This is a genomic window from Cedecea sp. FDAARGOS_727, assembly GCF_012273235.1.
Lineage (GTDB): Bacteria > Pseudomonadota > Gammaproteobacteria > Enterobacterales > Enterobacteriaceae > Cedecea > Cedecea davisae.
Genome location: NZ_CP050966.1, coordinates 3,184,512 through 3,199,669 on the forward strand (window position 1 = coordinate 3,184,512; position 15,158 = coordinate 3,199,669).

The following is a 15,158-nucleotide window of genomic DNA, read 5'->3' on the forward strand; positions in this document are numbered from 1 at the left end:
ATTGAGGTAAAAGACAGCGTTTCATTCGATGTACGGATAAGGCACAATGCCCGGCTGCCGGGAACCCCCACTTTTTTAGCGTGCGGGTTCTGGCGTTCCTGGTTAACAAAAGCGGTGCAATATGCAAGTTTTTATCATGCGTCACGGCGACGCAGCACTCGATGCTGCCAGCGACTCGGTTCGTCCCTTAACCCAATGTGGGTGCGATGAATCCCGTCTGATGGCGACCTGGTTAACGGGTCAGGTGGCGAGTATCGAACGTGTTCTGGTGAGCCCTTACCTGCGAGCTGAACAGACCCTGGACGTGGTGCGGGAAGCGCTGAACCTCCCGGAGAAAGAAGACATCCTGCCGGAGCTGCGGCCCTGCGGTGATGTGGGCCTGGTAGGTGACTACCTGCAAGCCCTGGCAAATGAAGGCGTAGAATCTGCGCTGGTGGTTTCCCACCTGCCGCTGGTTGGCTACCTTGTCTCCGAGCTTTGCCCGGAAGAGGCCCCGCCGATGTTTACCACTTCGGCAATTGCCAACGTCACGCTGGATCCGGAAACCGGAAAAGGGGTGTTTAACTGGCAGATGAGCCCCTGCAACTTTAAGGTGGCGAAGGCTATCTGATTGCTGTGAGCATGAAAAAAGAGTCGCGAAAGCGGCTCTTTTGCTTTTCAGGTGCTCGGGATTTTTCCCCTCATCCCCGACGCGAAGCCTACGTAAGCTCAGGCGGCTGCCATTCCTCAACCTCAATCAGCACCAGCAGCGCGGCGTCGCCGCCGTATTCCTTCGGTGCCTGATGAAAAGCCATAATGTGTGGATGCTGGGCAAGCCACAGCGGCGTTTGCTGCTTGAGAACGTGCTTGCCGTGGCCGTGCATCACGCAGGCGCAAAACACATGCTCGCGGCGGCAGGCGGCTATCAGCGCGCCAAGCTCCTGTTTTGCCTGTAGCTGGGTCAGGCCGTGCAGGTCAAGAAACAGTTCCGGGGAGTAGTCGCCGCGGCGGATCTTCTTGAGTTCAAAATGGCTGACGTCTTCCCGCACGTAGCGCATCGGGCCTTCGGTGGCGAGGCGCGGCTGGAATTCATCGGAAAAATAGTGGCTGGCGTCCGCCTGCTCCTGCAGCAGCCGCTTTACCGGCACTTCCGCAACTTTTTTTCGCACCGGGCGGTGAACAATAGTGTCCTGCGCCAGTTTCTTTGTGCCGCTCATCAGGCCGCGGAATAGCGCCTCATCTTCAGAACTGAGCGGTGATTTCTTTTTCATGTGCTTCCCATCTCGCATTCGCTTTCGCGCCAGTTTACCTGCTTTCTCCTCCGGCAATAAAGAAAACGCAATTTTCCCTGCCCCGGAGAGTGGATGGATGCTGATTTGTCGCGGCCTTCATGGCAAACTAGCCGACTATTATTGAACTAGCGTGAGTCGCCTGCGGAGGGCAACGTGGATAAAATTTTCGTCGATGAGGCAGTGAACGAGCTGCATACCATTCAGGACATGCTGCGCTGGGCAGTCAGCCGCTTTAGCGCCGCCAACATTTGGTATGGTCACGGCACCGATAATCCGTGGGATGAAGCCGTTCAGCTGGTTCTGCCGAGCCTTTATCTGCCGCTGGATATTCCTGAAGACATGCGCACCGCCCGCCTGACGCCAAGCGAGCGCCACCGCATCGTTGAGCGCGTGATTCGCCGCGTCAACGAGCGTGTTCCGGTTGCCTACCTGACCAACAAAGCGTGGTTCTGCGGGCATGAGTTTTACGTGGACGAGCGCGTGCTGGTGCCGCGTTCGCCGATTGGTGAGCTAATCAATAACCGCTTTGCCGGGCTGATTGAGCACGAACCGCAGCATATTCTCGATATGTGTACCGGCAGCGGCTGCATCGGCATCGCCTGCGCCTACGAATTCCCGAACGCGGAAGTAGACATTGTTGATATCTCGCTGGACGCGATTGCGGTTGCCGAGCAGAACATTTCCGAGCACGGCATGGACCATAACGTCACGCCGATTCGCTCTGACCTGTTCCGCGACCTGCCAAAAGTGCAGTACGACGTCATCGTCACCAACCCGCCGTATGTTGATGAAGAAGACATGGCCGACCTGCCGGGCGAGTATCATTTTGAGCCTGAGCTTGGCCTCGCCGCGGGCAGCGACGGCCTGAAGCTCGCGCGCCGCATCCTTGGCTGTGCGCCGGATTATCTGGCCGACGGCGGGATTCTGATTTGTGAAGTCGGTAACAGCATGGTACATCTGATGGAGCAATACCCGGAGGTGCCGTTTACCTGGCTTGAGTTCGACAACGGCGGCGACGGCGTATTTATGCTGACCAAAGCGCAGCTGATTGCGGCGCACGAACATTTCAGCATCTACAAAGATTAATTGCCGAACGTAGACGAGCCCCGTGGCTCGTTTTACTTCCCGCGCACAACACAACAACGACAACGGTAATAAGGAGCCGTGATGGCAGGTAACAGTATTGGACAGGTTTTTCGCGTAACGACATTTGGTGAATCTCACGGCATCGCTCTGGGCTGTATTGTTGACGGCGTACCGCCGGGCATTCCGCTTACCGAAGCTGACCTGCAACACGATCTCGATCGCCGCCGCCCGGGGACTTCACGCTATACCACCCAGCGCCGCGAGCCGGACCAGGTCAAAATTCTTTCCGGCGTATTTGAAGGCGTGACTACCGGAACCAGCATCGGCCTGCTTATCGAAAACACCGACCAGCGCTCGCAGGATTACAGCGCCATCAAAGATGTGTTCCGTCCCGGACATGCAGATTACACCTACGAACAGAAATACGGCCTGCGCGACTATCGCGGCGGCGGTCGTTCTTCCGCCCGTGAAACCGCAATGCGCGTAGCCGCAGGGGCGATTGCCAAGAAATATCTTGAGCAGAAATTCGGCATCAAAATCCGTGGCTGCCTGACGCAAATGGGCGACGTGCCGCTGGAAATCAAAGACTGGGAACAGGTTGAACAGAACCCGTTCTTCTGCCCGGACCCGGATAAAATTGAAGCACTCGACGAGCTGATGCGCGGCCTCAAAAAAGAGGGTGATTCCATCGGCGCTAAAGTTACCGTCGTGGCTGATAACGTCCCGCCGGGCCTCGGCGAGCCGGTATTTGACCGCCTGGACGCCGATATTGCCCACGCGCTGATGAGCATTAACGCGGTGAAAGGGGTGGAGATTGGCGAAGGCTTTGGCGTTGTAAACCTGCGCGGCAGCCAGAACCGTGACGAAATCACTAAACAGGGCTTCCAGAGCAATCACGCCGGCGGCATCCTGGGCGGCATCAGCAGCGGCCAGCAGATTGTGGCCAATATGGCGCTGAAGCCGACTTCGAGCATTACGGTGCCGGGTAAAACCATTAATCGCGAAGGCGAAGAAGTGGAGATGATCACCCGCGGCCGTCACGATCCTTGCGTAGGCATTCGCGCGGTGCCAATTGCCGAAGCGATGCTGGCTATCGTGCTGATGGATCACCTGCTGCGCCAGCGCGCTCAGAACGCTGACGTTTCTTCCCCGCTTCCTCGCTGGTAAGACGATGAAAAAACTCCTGGTAGGGTTGCTGGTGCTGGCCGCCAGCGCTCAGGCTTTAGCGGCAACGCCGTGGCAAAAAATCGACCATCCTATTGGCGGTAGCGCGCAGTCCATCGGCGCTTTCTCCAATGGCTGCATCGTCGGCGCTAACGCGCTGCCGCTCGAAGACGCTCGCTATCAGGTGATGCGCCCGGATCAGCGCCGCTATTTCGGGCACCCCGATTTAGTGATGTTTATTCAGCGCCTGAGTAACCAGGTCAATCAGCTGGGCCTCGGCACGGTGCTGATTGGCGATATGGGCATGGCGGCAGGCGGGCGCTTCAGCTCCGGCCACGCCAGCCACCAGACCGGATTAGATGTCGATATTTTCCTGCAACTGCCCAAAACCCGCTGGAGTTCGGCGCAGCTGCTGCGTCCGCAGGCGCTGGATTTGGTTGCCGCCGACGGGAAGCGCGTTGTGCCTGCGCTGTGGAAGCCGGAAATCGACAGCCTGATTAAGCTCGCCGCCAAAGATAATGACGTGACGCGTATTTTCGTGAACCCGGCCATCAAGCAGAAGCTTTGCGAAGATGCCGGGGCAGATAGAGACTGGCTGCGTAAGGTGCGCCCGTGGTTTGCCCACCGCGCGCATATGCACGTTCGCCTGCGTTGCCCGGCCAACAGCCTTGAGTGTGAAGACCAGCCTCTGCCGCCTCCGGGCGACGGCTGCGGCGCCGAGCTGCAAAGCTGGTTTGCGCCGCCTGCGCCGGGCAGTACGCCACCGAAAAAAACAACGCCACCGCCGCTGCCCGCCTCCTGTCAGGCATTACTGGATGAGCACGTTCTCTAACATCAGACATGAGGTTTTCCGTCGGATAATGGAATGGTTTATGGTTTCCCCGCTGATGCTGGCGGCGCTTTTCTTCGTCGCTATGCTGGCGGGGTTTATTGATGCCCTGGCGGGCGGCGGCGGGTTGCTAACCGTTCCCGCGCTGCTGGCGGTGGGCATGTCACCGGCTCAGGCGCTTGCGACCAACAAGCTACAGGCCTGCGGCGGTTCGGTCTCGGCCTCGCTCTATTTTATCCGCCGCAAGGTGGTTAACCTTGCGGACCAGAAGCTCAATATCCTGATGACTTTTATCGGCTCGACCTGCGGCGCCCTGCTGGTGCAGCACGTTAAGTCCGATATCCTGCGCCAGATCCTACCTTTGCTGATTATCGGCATCGGTCTTTACTTCCTGCTGATGCCAAAACTTGGGGAAGAAGACCGGCAGCGCCGCCTGTACGGCCTGCCGTTTGCCCTGATTGCAGGCGGCTGCGTCGGTTTCTATGACGGCTTTTTTGGCCCCGGCGCGGGGTCGTTTTACGCTCTGGCGTTCGTGACGCTCTGCGGCTTTAACCTCGCTAAATCCACCGCCCATGCCAAAGTGCTTAACGCCACCTCAAACCTCGGCGGATTACTGCTGTTTATCATCGGCGGGAAAGTGATTTGGGGAACCGGCTTCGTGATGATGGCCGGGCAGTTTATAGGCGCGAGAATGGGTTCTCGCCTGGTATTAAGCAAAGGGCAGCAGCTGATTCGGCCGATGATTGTCGCGGTCTCGGCGGTGATGAGCGCTAAACTTTTGTATGACAGCCACGGACCGGAAATCCTCCACTGGTTAGGGATAGCCTGAAAATGAATAACGTAACAATGAGCAAACAGCACCACTATCAGGAGCTGATCGATATTTTCGACGGCTGCTTTAAAGATGATTTTAATACTCGCCTGATCAAAGGCGACGACGAGCCTATTTACCTGCCCGCCGACGACGATGCACCGTATAACCGCATCGTTTTCGCTCACGGCTATTACGCCAGCGGGATGCACGAAATTTCCCACTGGTGCGTGGCCGGTAAAGCGCGGCGCGAGCTGGTGGACTTTGGCTACTGGTACTGCCCGGACGGGCGCGATGCCGAAACCCAGGGCAAGTTTGAAGATGTGGAAGTGAAGCCGCAGGCGCTGGAGTGGATGCTCAGCACCGCCGCTAATTTCCCGTTCAACGTGAGCTGCGACAACCTGAGCGGCGATTTCGAGCCGGACCGCATTGCGTTCCAGCGCAGGGTGCATGCTCAGGTTATGACTTATCTGAAAGAGGGCATCCCGGCTCGTCCGGCACGCCTTATTGAAGCGCTGAGGGCGTATTATGAAACCCCTCCGCTGGCCGCTGAGCAGTTTCCGTGGCCGGAAGACCTAAACTAAAAATCACCTGTAGAAGAGGAAGTACGATGATCGCGGAATTTGAGTCACGCATTTTGGCGCTGATTGACGGGATGGTGGAACACGCCAGTGATGACGAGCTGTTCGCCAGCGGCTATCTGCGTGGCCATCTCACTCTGGCGGTAGCTGAAGTGGAAAATGGTGATGACCATTCATCCCAGGCGCTGCATGCCGTCGTGACCGACAGCCTGCATAAAGCCATTCAGGCCGGTGAGCTTTCGCCGCGCGATCAGGCTCTGGTGCTGGGTATGTGGGATAACCTGTACCAACAGGCTCAGGCCTAAGTTTTACCCTCGCCCTGTGCCTGACCCTCGCCCCAAAGGGGTGAGGGAATAAATAGTTTTCTCCCTCGACCCTTTGGGGAGAGGGGAAATTACTTCACTGCTTTCCCTTTCAATAGCTTCCTCACCCAAAGCCGATTCGGGTTCAGCGCCGCCAGCGTAGCGGAGTCCAGAGGTATTGGTTCATCGCTCATCTGAGCCGCCAGAATTTCCGACGCCAGCGGCGCGCTACACAGCCCGCGTGACCCCAGCGCGCCCAGCATATAAAGATTACGATACACCGGAGCCGGGGCGGCATTTTCTCGCTCGTCGGCAAGCGTGGCGTATTGCTCAAGCGTCGCTTCGTAATCCGGCACGCTGCCCACCATCGGCAGATGATCGCGCGAGGCACAGCGCACCCCGCAGCGGGCCTCGTTGGCCGAAACATTCACTTCCTTTGCCCATTCGGCCTCCGGCAGGCAGTCAATCAGGCGCTGGCGATTATGCTGCTGGTCGGCTTCGTTGAACGCCATTTCTCTCTGACCGCGGTGGTAGCTTGCGCCGATACAGTGTTGCTGATTCTGCGGGTTGACCGGCGTAAGGTAGCCGTCGTAGCACAACACCTGGCGCAGTTCGCCGAGGGCAGGAGTGGTTGGGATATGGCTAACCTGACCGCCAACGGCATAAACCGGCAGTTTTTCCGTTTGTGGGAAGTCGCTGATTTGATGGCCGTTTGCCAGAACCACGGCTTCATGGTGCCGCGGTTCCTGCCCGGAGAAAGTCAGTTCCCAACCGCCTTGCTGGCCGTTTAGCCCGGTTATGCGGTGGCCGTAAAACACCTTCAGCCCCTGGCGTTTAGCAAGCTCCAGCGCGCCTGCGGTCAACTGAGCCGGGTAGAGCCAGCCGCCGAGCGGGTAACTGATGCCGCCGCACCCGGTTTCCACGCCGCAGCTTTCTGCCACAGCTTCGGCATCAACCGCCGCTGCCAGCGCGGCAGGAAGATTTAGTCCGAGCATTTGCTCTATTTTCTGCGAGCTTTTCTCGTTCCAGGCCAGCTGGGTGACGCCGCACCATTGATGATCAAACTCTACCGGCAGCGAGTCGTACAGCCGCCGGGCGAAGGTGAAAGCCGCCGGGAAAAAGGTCGTCAACGCGGCGTCGTGCGCGGTTAACAGCGGATAAAGCGCACCCTGACGGTTGCCGGAAGCGCCCTGTGCCGGGGCGTCATCTTCGCAATAGAGCGTCACCTGCCAGCCACGGCGCAGCAGTGCCAGAGAGAGCAGCGCGCTGGCGATACCGCCGCCGATAATCGCGGTTTCTTTCTCCGTGGCCGCGGGGCGGGAGTACCATGGCGCGCGGGCAGGGGAGTCAATGGCCTGCTCCAGGAATCCGGTCAGCATTTCGCGCTTGCGGCCAAAGCCTTTGCTTTTGGTCATGGTGAAACCAGCTTCCTGAAGGCCGCGCCGCACAAAACCTGCCGAGGTAAAGGTGGCCAGCGTGCCGCCGGGGCGAGCCAGCTTAGCCATGGTCTGAAACAGCTGCGGCGTCCACATATCCGGATTTTTAGCCGGGGCAAAGCCGTCGAGGAACCAGGCGTCTACCTGCTGGTTAAGCGTGTCGTCCAGCTCAGGAATAAGCTCGTTGATATCGCCAAACCACAAATCCAGCGTGACGCGGCCATTCCCGAGCTGCAGGCGATGGCAACCGGCAAACGGCTGAGGCCACTGCTGCTGAAGCTCGGCGGCAAACTGGCTTAGCTCCGGCCAGTGCTGGTGGGTTAGCGCCAGGTCCGCAGAGGTCAGAGGGAATTTTTCAAAACTGATAAAATGCAGCCGCTTTAGCGCCGCATCCTCATGTTTCACGCAAAATTCATCAAACGCCTGCCATAAAGTCAAAAAGTTAAGTCCGGTGCCGAACCCACTTTCCGCGACCACAAACAGCGGTCTTTCGTGGCTTGCGAAGCGTTCAGGAAGATGATTTCCCCCAAGGAACACATAACGCGTCTCTTCCAGCCCATTATCGTTAGAGAAGTACACATCATCGAAGTCTCGGGCTACAGGTGTACCTTCTTCGTTGAAACCAAGGTTGGCGGATTGTATAGGAGAATGTTTCACGTAAGTGGCTCGTATGCGGGCAGTGCGTCGATCATAACGGCGTGAGCGGAGCGGCGCAAATTTCCGCATAATTTGTCTGATCGGACTTGTTCGGCGTACAAGTGTACGCTATTGTGCCACACGAAATCCTACATAGAGCAGTGAACGAGGTATTTGAATGAAACGTGCAGTGATTACTGGCCTGGGCATCGTTTCCAGTATTGGTAATAACCAGCAGGAAGTCCTGGCATCTCTGCGTGAAGGACGCTCCGGGATCACTTTCTCTGAAGAGTTTAAAGATTCGGGAATGCGTAGCCACGTATGGGGTAACGTCAAACTGGACACCACCGGTTTGATTGACCGTAAAGTAGTTCGTTTCATGAACGATGCCTCAATCTATGCCTATCTTTCCATGCGGGAAGCGATTGCTGATGCAGGCCTGAGCGAAGAGGTTTACCAGAATAACCCGCGCGTTGGCCTGATTGCAGGTTCCGGCGGTTCTTCAAAAGCGCAGGTATTCGGTGCTGACGCAATGCGTAGCCCGCGTGGCCTGAAAGCGGTTGGTCCTTATGTTGTGACCAAAGCAATGGGCTCCGCGGTTTCCGCCTGCCTTGCTACGCCGTTCAAAATCCACGGCGTGAACTACTCTATCAGCTCCGCGTGTGCGACTTCTGCACACTGTATCGGTAATGCGGTAGAGCAGATTCAGTTGGGTAAACAGGACATCGTGTTTGCCGGTGGCGGCGAAGAACTGGGCTGGGAAATGGCCTGTGAGTTCGATGCAATGGGCGCGCTGTCTACCAAATACAACGAAACGCCGGATAAAGCATCCCGCACTTATGATACGCACCGCGATGGCTTCGTTATCGCCGGCGGCGGCGGTATGGTTGTGGTTGAAGAACTGGAACACGCTCTGGCTCGTGGCGCACACATCTACGCTGAAATCGTTGGCTACGGCGCAACTTCAGACGGCGCAGATATGGTTGCTCCATCTGGCGAAGGCGCGGTGCGCTGCATGAAGATGGCGATGCACGGCGTCGACACGCCAATCGACTACCTGAACTCCCACGGGACTTCTACTCCGGTAGGCGACGTGAAAGAGCTGGGCGCTATCCGTGAAGTGTTCGCCAATAACAGCCCGGCTATTTCCGCGACCAAAGCGATGACCGGCCACTCTCTGGGTGCCGCAGGCGTTCAGGAAGCTATCTACAGCCTGTTGATGCTGGAACACGGCTTCATCGCCCCAAGCATCAATATCGAAGAGCTGGACGAGCAGGCGGCTGACCTGAATATCGTCACTAAGCCTACTGATGCGACGCTGAAAACCGTTATGTCCAACAGCTTCGGCTTCGGCGGGACTAACGCAACGCTTGTTATGCGCAAGCTTGACGTTTAATCATTACGGCTGATGCGAAATGGGGTGCCTGAGGGTGCCCTATTTTTTTGCCCGTTTCCCGGCATTGACAGTCGGTTGGCCTGAAGGCACTATTCATTTCCCTCCATTATCATTTTGATAATGCGTAAGCGTTCAACGTTAACCAACGCACCCTGTAATCTGAATCATCAGAGGAAAGGGCGCAGGTTGAGTTGCGCCTTGCTCTGAATTTATGGAGTAAGCAGTATGTCCGCAGTACCTGAATCTACGCTTAAATCGTCGAAATCAGCTAATACATCGCTATTCAGAATCACGTTTGCCGTATTTCTCACTTATATGACCGTTGGCCTGCCGCTGCCTGTTATTCCGCTTTTCGTTCATCAGCAGCTTGGCTACGGCAATATGATGGTCGGTCTTGCCGTCGGCATTCAGTTCCTTGCCACGGTATTAACCCGCGGCTACGCCGGGCGTCTCGCCGACCAGATGGGCGCAAAGCGCTCGGTGTTGCAGGGGATGTTCGCCTGCGGACTTGCCGGGCTGGCCTATCTGCTTGCCGCGCTGCTGCCGGTTGATCCTGGGATAAAGTTCACTCTGCTGATTGTAGGCCGCCTGATCCTCGGCTTTGGTGAAAGCCAGCTGCTGACCGGCAACCTGACCTGGGGGCTGGGGCTAGTTGGCCCGGGGCGCTCGGGAAAAGTGATGTCCTGGAACGGAATGGCGATTTACGGCGCACTGGCCGCCGGTGCGCCGCTTGGCCTGATGCTCAACAGCCAGTGGGGCTTTGTGGCGCTGGGCGTCACCACCATTGCTCTGCCGCTCATCGGCCTGCTGTTCAACGCCACCGTAGCCTCCGTTCCCGCCCATAAAGGCGAACGCCCTTCGCTGCTGGCGGTTGTGGGGCTCATCTGGCAGCCGGGCCTTGGGCTGGCGCTACAGGGGGTGGGTTTTGCGGTTATCGGCACTTTTGTATCGCTCTACTTTGCGGCTAACGGCTGGGCGCATGCGGGCTTTACCCTGACCGCTTTTGGCGGCGCGTTTGTGCTGGTGCGCGTGCTGTTTGGCTGGATGCCGGACCGCTACGGCGGCGTGCGCGTAGCGCTGTTCTCGTTAGCTGTTGAAACCGTTGGTTTACTGCTCCTGTGGCACGCGCCGGACGCGTGGACCGCACTGTTGGGCGCGGCGTTAACCGGCTGCGGGTGCTCGCTTATCTTCCCGGCCCTGGGTGTGGAAGTGGTGAAGCGCGTTCCGCCTCAGGTACGCGGTACCGCGCTTGGGGGCTATGCCGCTTTCCAGGATATCTCGTACGGCGTAACCGGGCCGTTAACCGGCATTCTGGCTACGTCGATGGGGTATTCGTCGGTATTTATGGCGGGAGCCGTTTCGGCGGTGCTGGGGATTGTAGTGACGCTGGCGGCCTTCAGAAAGTAGTGCTATCACCCTGGCTGAGGGTTTTATCCCTCTCCTTTTGGGAGAGGGACAGGCGAAGGAACTAGATAACCAGCCAGAGCAAAACCATCACAACTACCAAAGCAATCAGAGCAAGCCCTGGCCTGGCGCTCAGCGCCTTAATCGGTTCGATTATCGAGCTGAAAAGCGGATTGTAGATCGGCTGAATATCCCGCACTTCGGTATTGCCCGGCAGCCGCTCGGCGCGTTTCAAAAATACCTGATTAAGAATATCCTGCACCTGGGCCGTAGTTAGCACGGTTTGCGGCGTGGCCTGAAAACGCTGCTGGCTATAATCAACAACCTCTTTCCACTCCGTTGCTTCAAGCGGCTGTTTCAGCGCGGCCTGAAGGCTGTGCAGATTAGGCGCGGGCTGCTGGCTCAGCGTTTGGCGAGCCTGAAGCCAGGTGCTTAGCAGCGTAAAATGCCGGGCCGGGATAAGTTCCCCTGTCTTCACGCCGGACAGCTCAAGCATCGACTGCCAAATTTGCTTACCCGACTCACCCGTAGCGGCCGCCAGTTTAGTGACCAGCTGGTTCAGGCTATTGTGCTCTGCGGGCAGCAGCGGCCTGTCCGTCGCCGGGCGTTGCTGCGGCTGAGGAATGGCCAACTGGTTATTTTGCAGCAGCGTCAGCACGGTTTTGAGCTGGTCCGGCGTCAGCTGGCTGAGCGCCGTCTGGCCGAACTGCTGGCGAATAAAGTCGCTCACCGCCTGGCGATTGTTCCCCTGCGGCAGCAAATCCGTTAGCTGCTGGATTATCTGGCGCGTTGCGAGCGTGGTCTGCGCGCTGACGAGGCGCTGGCTCAGGTTCTGTTCGGCGGCCGGAAAATGGCGAGAAAGCAGGGGGGCGTCATTCTTCATCCCCAGGTCGTGCTTTAATCCGGCCCATACCTCGGCGCTTTGCTGCTGGCTAAGCGCAATGATCCGGGTGATCAGGCGCTCCAGCACGGTGCGTTGCTGGGTAGAGAGCGGTTGTTCGCCGACGGCAGACGGCGTGGAGGGTGATTCCCCCGGAGGACGCGGCGTGGCGCCCTGAATGGGTTGCATTATAGAGTAATCCTTAAGATCGCCTTAAAAACGACAAAACATTAACAAGTAGTTCGTTATGCCCGGACGCCAGATTATGGCACACTATCCGGCCTTATCTCGACGATTAACAGACAGGTACTCAGGTGAAAATCCTCGTTGATGAAAATATGCCCTATGCCCGCGAGCTTTTCAGCCGCCTGGGCGAGGTTACCGCCGTGCCGGGGCGCCCTGTTCCGGTGGATGCGTTAACGGATGCGGACGCGCTGATGGTGCGTTCGGTCACGAAAGTGAATGCCGAACTGCTGGACGGTAAAGGGATCAAATTTGTCGGGACCGCGACTGCCGGAACCGACCACGTTGATGAAGCGTATCTGCAAAGCGCCGGAGTGGCATTTTCGGCGGCTCCAGGCTGCAACGCGATTGCGGTTGTTGAGTATGTATTCTCTTCTTTATTGATGCTGGCCGAGCGCGATGGCTTTGAGCTGAAAGACCGCACCGTCGGCATCGTTGGCGTCGGTAACGTGGGAGCGCGGTTACAGGCGCGACTTGAAGCCTGGGGCGTGCGCACCTTATTGTGCGATCCCCCGCGTGCCGCACGCGGCGACGAGGGTGATTTCCAACCGCTGGAAACCCTGGTGCAGGAAGCCGATATTATTACCTTCCACACTCCGCTGTTTAAGTCAGGCGAGTACAAAACGCTGCACCTGGCCGACGAAGCGCTGATTAGCCGCCTGAAGCCTGGCACTATTCTGATAAATGCCTGCCGCGGGCCGGTGGTGGATAACGCCGCGCTGCTGAAATGCCTTAATCAGGGGCAAAAGCTCAGCGTGGTGCTGGACGTCTGGGAGCCGGAACCGGATCTCAACGTCGAGCTGCTGGAAAAAGTTGATATTGGCACTCCGCATATCGCCGGTTATACCCTGGAAGGCAAAGCGCGGGGCACCACGCAGGTGTTTGAAGCTTTCAGCGAGTTTATCGGCCAGCCTCACCAGGTTGCGCTGGACACGCTGCTGCCTGCCCCGGAATTTGGCCGCATTACGCTTGCGGGTCCGCTCGACCAGCCAACGCTCAAAAGACTGGCGCATCTGGTGTATGATGTGCGCCGCGACGATGCCCCGCTGCGTAAAGTGGCCGGGCAGCCGGGTGAATTCGACAAGCTGCGTAAAAACTATCTGGAGCGTCGCGAGTGGTCATCGCTCTATGTGCAGTGCGATGACGCCGATGCGGCAACCATGCTGCAAAAACTGGGCTTTAGCGCGGTTCATCACCCGCTTCGCTAAGTTTAATCTTCTGGCTTCCCGAGGCCCGGCTTCGGGGAGCATCTGTTTTATTTTCTGGAGTAAACCAACATGTCCGAAGGCTGGAATATTGCCATCCTGGGCGCCACCGGTGCCGTAGGCTCAGCTTTGCTTGAACTGCTTGCTGAACGTCAGTTCCCGGTTGGTGAATTACATGCCCTGGCGCGTAGCGAGAGCGCCGGTGAGAATCTGCGTTATGAGGGGAAAACCGTCATGGTGCAGGACGCGGCCGAGTTCGACTGGACTCAGGTGCAGCTTGCGTTCTTCGTGGCCGGCGTTGAGGCGAGCGCTCGCTATGTAGAAGAAGCAACCAACGCGGGCTGCCTGGTTATTGATTCCAGCGGCCTGTTTGCCATGGAGCCGGACGTGCCGCTGGTGGTGCCGGACGTTAACCCTTATGTGCTGAGCGATTACCGCAACCGCAACCTGGTTGCCGTTGCCGACAGCCTGACCAGCCAGTTGCTCAGCGCGTTAAAACCGCTGATTGAGCAGGGCGGTTTATCACGTATTCAGGTGACCAACCTGCTGTCCGCTTCCGCTCGCGGCAAGGTCGCCGTGGACGCGCTGGCCGGGCAGAGCGCTCGCCTGCTTAACGGGATCCCGATTGATGAAGAAGACCTGTTTGGCCGCCAGCTTGCGTTTAACATGCTGCCGCTGGTGCCGGATGCCGAAGGCAGCGTGCGCGAAGAACGCCGCCTGGTCAATGAAGCGCGTAAGATTTTGCAGGATGACGGCCTGATGATTTCCGCCAGCATCGTGCAGTCGCCGGTGTTTTACGGCCACGCGCAGATGGTGAGTTTTGAAGCCTTGCGCCCGCTGGCTGCCGAAGAAGCGCGCGATGCGTTTTCTCAGGCTGAAGACATCGAACTGTCTGAAGAAGGCGATTTCCCGACTCAGGTGGCGGATGCCTCCGGCAGCGGCCATCTTTCTATCGGCTGCGTGCATAACGATTACGGCATGCCGGAGCAAATTCAGTTCTGGTCGGTTGCCGACAACGTCCGCTTTGGCGGCGCGCTGATGGCGGTGAAAACCGCAGAGAAGCTGGTGCAGGAGTATATGTACTAATGTCCGAAGTGCTTGGCGAAAATCCGCTCCACAAAATCGCGCTCGGCATTGAGTACGACGGCAGTAAATATTACGGCTGGCAGCGCCAGAACGAAGTCCGCAGCGTGCAGGAAAAGCTGGAAAAAGCGCTTTCTCAGGTCGCAAACGAGCCGATCGGCGTTTTTTGCGCAGGCCGCACCGACGCAGGCGTTCACGCTACCGGGCAGGTGGTGCATTTTGAGACCCGCGCCACGCGCAAAGATGCCGCCTGGACGCTGGGGGTAAATGCGAATTTGCCTGGTGACATTGCGGTGCGCTGGGTTAAAGATGTGCCGGAAGATTTTCACGCCCGTTTTAGCGCCACGGCTCGCCGTTATCGCTACGTGATTTATAATCACCGGCTGCGCCCGGCGGTATTGCAGCAGGGGGTGACCCATTTCCACCTGCCGCTGGATGCCGACCGTATGCACCGCGCTGCGCAGAGCCTGCTCGGGGAAAACGATTTCACCTCGTTCCGCGCGGTCCAGTGCCAGTCGCGTACTCCGTGGCGCAATATGATGCACATTACGGTGAGCCGCTTTGGCGCCTATATCGTGGTGGATATCAAGGCCAACGCTTTTGTGCATCATATGGTGCGCAATATCGTCGGCAGCCTGATGGAAGTGGGCTGCGGTAATCAGGATGAAACCTGGATGGCCGACCTGCTGGCAATGAAGGACCGTACTAAGGCCGCCGCCACCGCGAAAGCGGAAGGCCTCTATCTGGTGTCGGTGGATTATCCCGACCGTTTTGCTCTGCCGCGTCTCCCTATGGGGCCGCTGTTCTTGGCCGACTGATTGTTGCTTAAAA

General features: G+C 57.9%; 15 protein-coding genes. 12 read left to right on the forward strand and 3 right to left on the reverse strand.

The features are described from left to right. The first annotated feature begins 121 nt into the window (after positions 1–121). Positions 122–610 (forward strand): phosphohistidine phosphatase SixA, encoded by a 489-nt coding sequence (sixA, locus tag FOC35_RS15115; RefSeq protein WP_016537501.1) that lies wholly within the window; start codon positions 122–124, stop codon positions 608–610. Between the two features lie 88 nt (positions 611–698). On the opposite strand, the gene smrB is transcribed toward sixA, so the two are convergent. Continuing rightward, positions 699–1,250 carry an endonuclease SmrB gene (smrB, locus tag FOC35_RS15120; RefSeq protein ID WP_172569352.1) on the reverse strand — a complete coding sequence of 184 codons (552 nt, stop codon included), beginning with the start codon at positions 1,248–1,250 and terminating at the stop codon, positions 699–701. Between the two features lie 174 nt (positions 1,251–1,424). Here smrB and prmB point away from each other — a divergent pair, with 174 nt between their 5' ends. The 6 genes from prmB (at position 1,425) to FOC35_RS15150 (ending at position 6,047) form a co-directional block, all read left to right on the forward strand. Then, positions 1,425–2,357, forward strand: a complete 933-nt coding sequence (gene prmB / locus FOC35_RS15125) for a 50S ribosomal protein L3 N(5)-glutamine methyltransferase (protein WP_016537498.1) — start codon at positions 1,425–1,427, stop codon at positions 2,355–2,357. 81 nt (positions 2,358–2,438) lie between these two features. Further along, complete coding sequence (gene aroC / locus FOC35_RS15130) at positions 2,439–3,524, forward strand: chorismate synthase (RefSeq protein ID WP_016537497.1); 1,086 nt, start codon at positions 2,439–2,441, stop codon at positions 3,522–3,524. Positions 3,525–3,528: 4 nt separating this feature from the next. Then, positions 3,529–4,353, forward strand: coding sequence for a penicillin-insensitive murein endopeptidase (gene mepA / locus FOC35_RS15135; RefSeq protein ID WP_016537496.1), 825 nt, complete (start codon positions 3,529–3,531; stop codon positions 4,351–4,353). 28 nt (positions 4,354–4,381) lie between these two features. Then, entirely contained in the window at positions 4,382–5,179 is a 798-nt protein-coding gene (locus tag FOC35_RS15140; RefSeq protein ID WP_039898515.1) for a sulfite exporter TauE/SafE family protein, read from the forward strand. A gap of 17 nt (positions 5,180–5,196) precedes the next feature. After that, positions 5,197–5,745 carry an elongation factor P hydroxylase gene (locus FOC35_RS15145; protein ID WP_172570376.1) on the forward strand — a complete coding sequence of 183 codons (549 nt, stop codon included), beginning with the start codon at positions 5,197–5,199 and terminating at the stop codon, positions 5,743–5,745. Positions 5,746–5,771: 26 nt separating this feature from the next. Next, positions 5,772–6,047 (forward strand): YfcL family protein, encoded by a 276-nt coding sequence (locus tag FOC35_RS15150; RefSeq protein WP_016537493.1) that lies wholly within the window; start codon positions 5,772–5,774, stop codon positions 6,045–6,047. Positions 6,048–6,136: 89 nt separating this feature from the next. Here FOC35_RS15150 and mnmC read toward each other — a convergent pair whose 3' ends face one another. Further along, on the reverse strand, positions 6,137–8,137 hold the full coding sequence (gene mnmC / locus FOC35_RS15155; RefSeq protein ID WP_172569353.1) for a bifunctional tRNA (5-methylaminomethyl-2-thiouridine)(34)-methyltransferase MnmD/FAD-dependent 5-carboxymethylaminomethyl-2-thiouridine(34) oxidoreductase MnmC: 2,001 nt from the start codon (positions 8,135–8,137) through the stop codon (positions 6,137–6,139). Positions 8,138–8,294: 157 nt separating this feature from the next. Here mnmC and fabB point away from each other — a divergent pair, with 157 nt between their 5' ends. Together fabB and FOC35_RS15165 are read left to right on the forward strand one after the other, a co-directional pair. Beyond that, positions 8,295–9,512 carry a beta-ketoacyl-ACP synthase I gene (gene fabB, locus FOC35_RS15160; RefSeq protein ID WP_016537491.1) on the forward strand — a complete coding sequence of 406 codons (1,218 nt, stop codon included), beginning with the start codon at positions 8,295–8,297 and terminating at the stop codon, positions 9,510–9,512. Between the two features lie 225 nt (positions 9,513–9,737). Next, a complete protein-coding gene (locus FOC35_RS15165) occupies positions 9,738–10,919 on the forward strand; it encodes an MFS transporter (RefSeq protein ID WP_172569354.1) in 1,182 nt (393 codons plus the stop codon). 61 nt (positions 10,920–10,980) lie between these two features. On the opposite strand, the gene flk is transcribed toward FOC35_RS15165, so the two are convergent. Further along, complete coding sequence (gene flk / locus FOC35_RS15170; RefSeq protein ID WP_172569355.1) at positions 10,981–11,985, reverse strand: flagella biosynthesis regulator Flk; 1,005 nt, start codon at positions 11,983–11,985, stop codon at positions 10,981–10,983. 125 nt (positions 11,986–12,110) lie between these two features. Between flk and pdxB the strand changes: the two genes are divergently transcribed. From pdxB to truA, 3 genes are all read left to right on the forward strand, one after another. Further along, positions 12,111–13,247: a 4-phosphoerythronate dehydrogenase PdxB gene (pdxB, locus tag FOC35_RS15175; RefSeq protein ID WP_172569356.1), complete on the forward strand. Its 1,137-nt coding sequence runs from the start codon at positions 12,111–12,113 to the stop codon at positions 13,245–13,247. A 69-nt stretch (positions 13,248–13,316) separates the two neighbouring features. Next, positions 13,317–14,330: an aspartate-semialdehyde dehydrogenase gene (locus FOC35_RS15180; RefSeq protein ID WP_016537487.1), complete on the forward strand. Its 1,014-nt coding sequence runs from the start codon at positions 13,317–13,319 to the stop codon at positions 14,328–14,330. After that, a complete protein-coding gene (gene truA / locus FOC35_RS15185) occupies positions 14,330–15,145 on the forward strand; it encodes a tRNA pseudouridine(38-40) synthase TruA (protein ID WP_016537486.1) in 816 nt (271 codons plus the stop codon). The genes FOC35_RS15180 and truA overlap by 1 nt, the downstream gene beginning before the upstream one ends. The last annotated feature ends 13 nt before the right edge of the window (positions 15,146–15,158 follow it).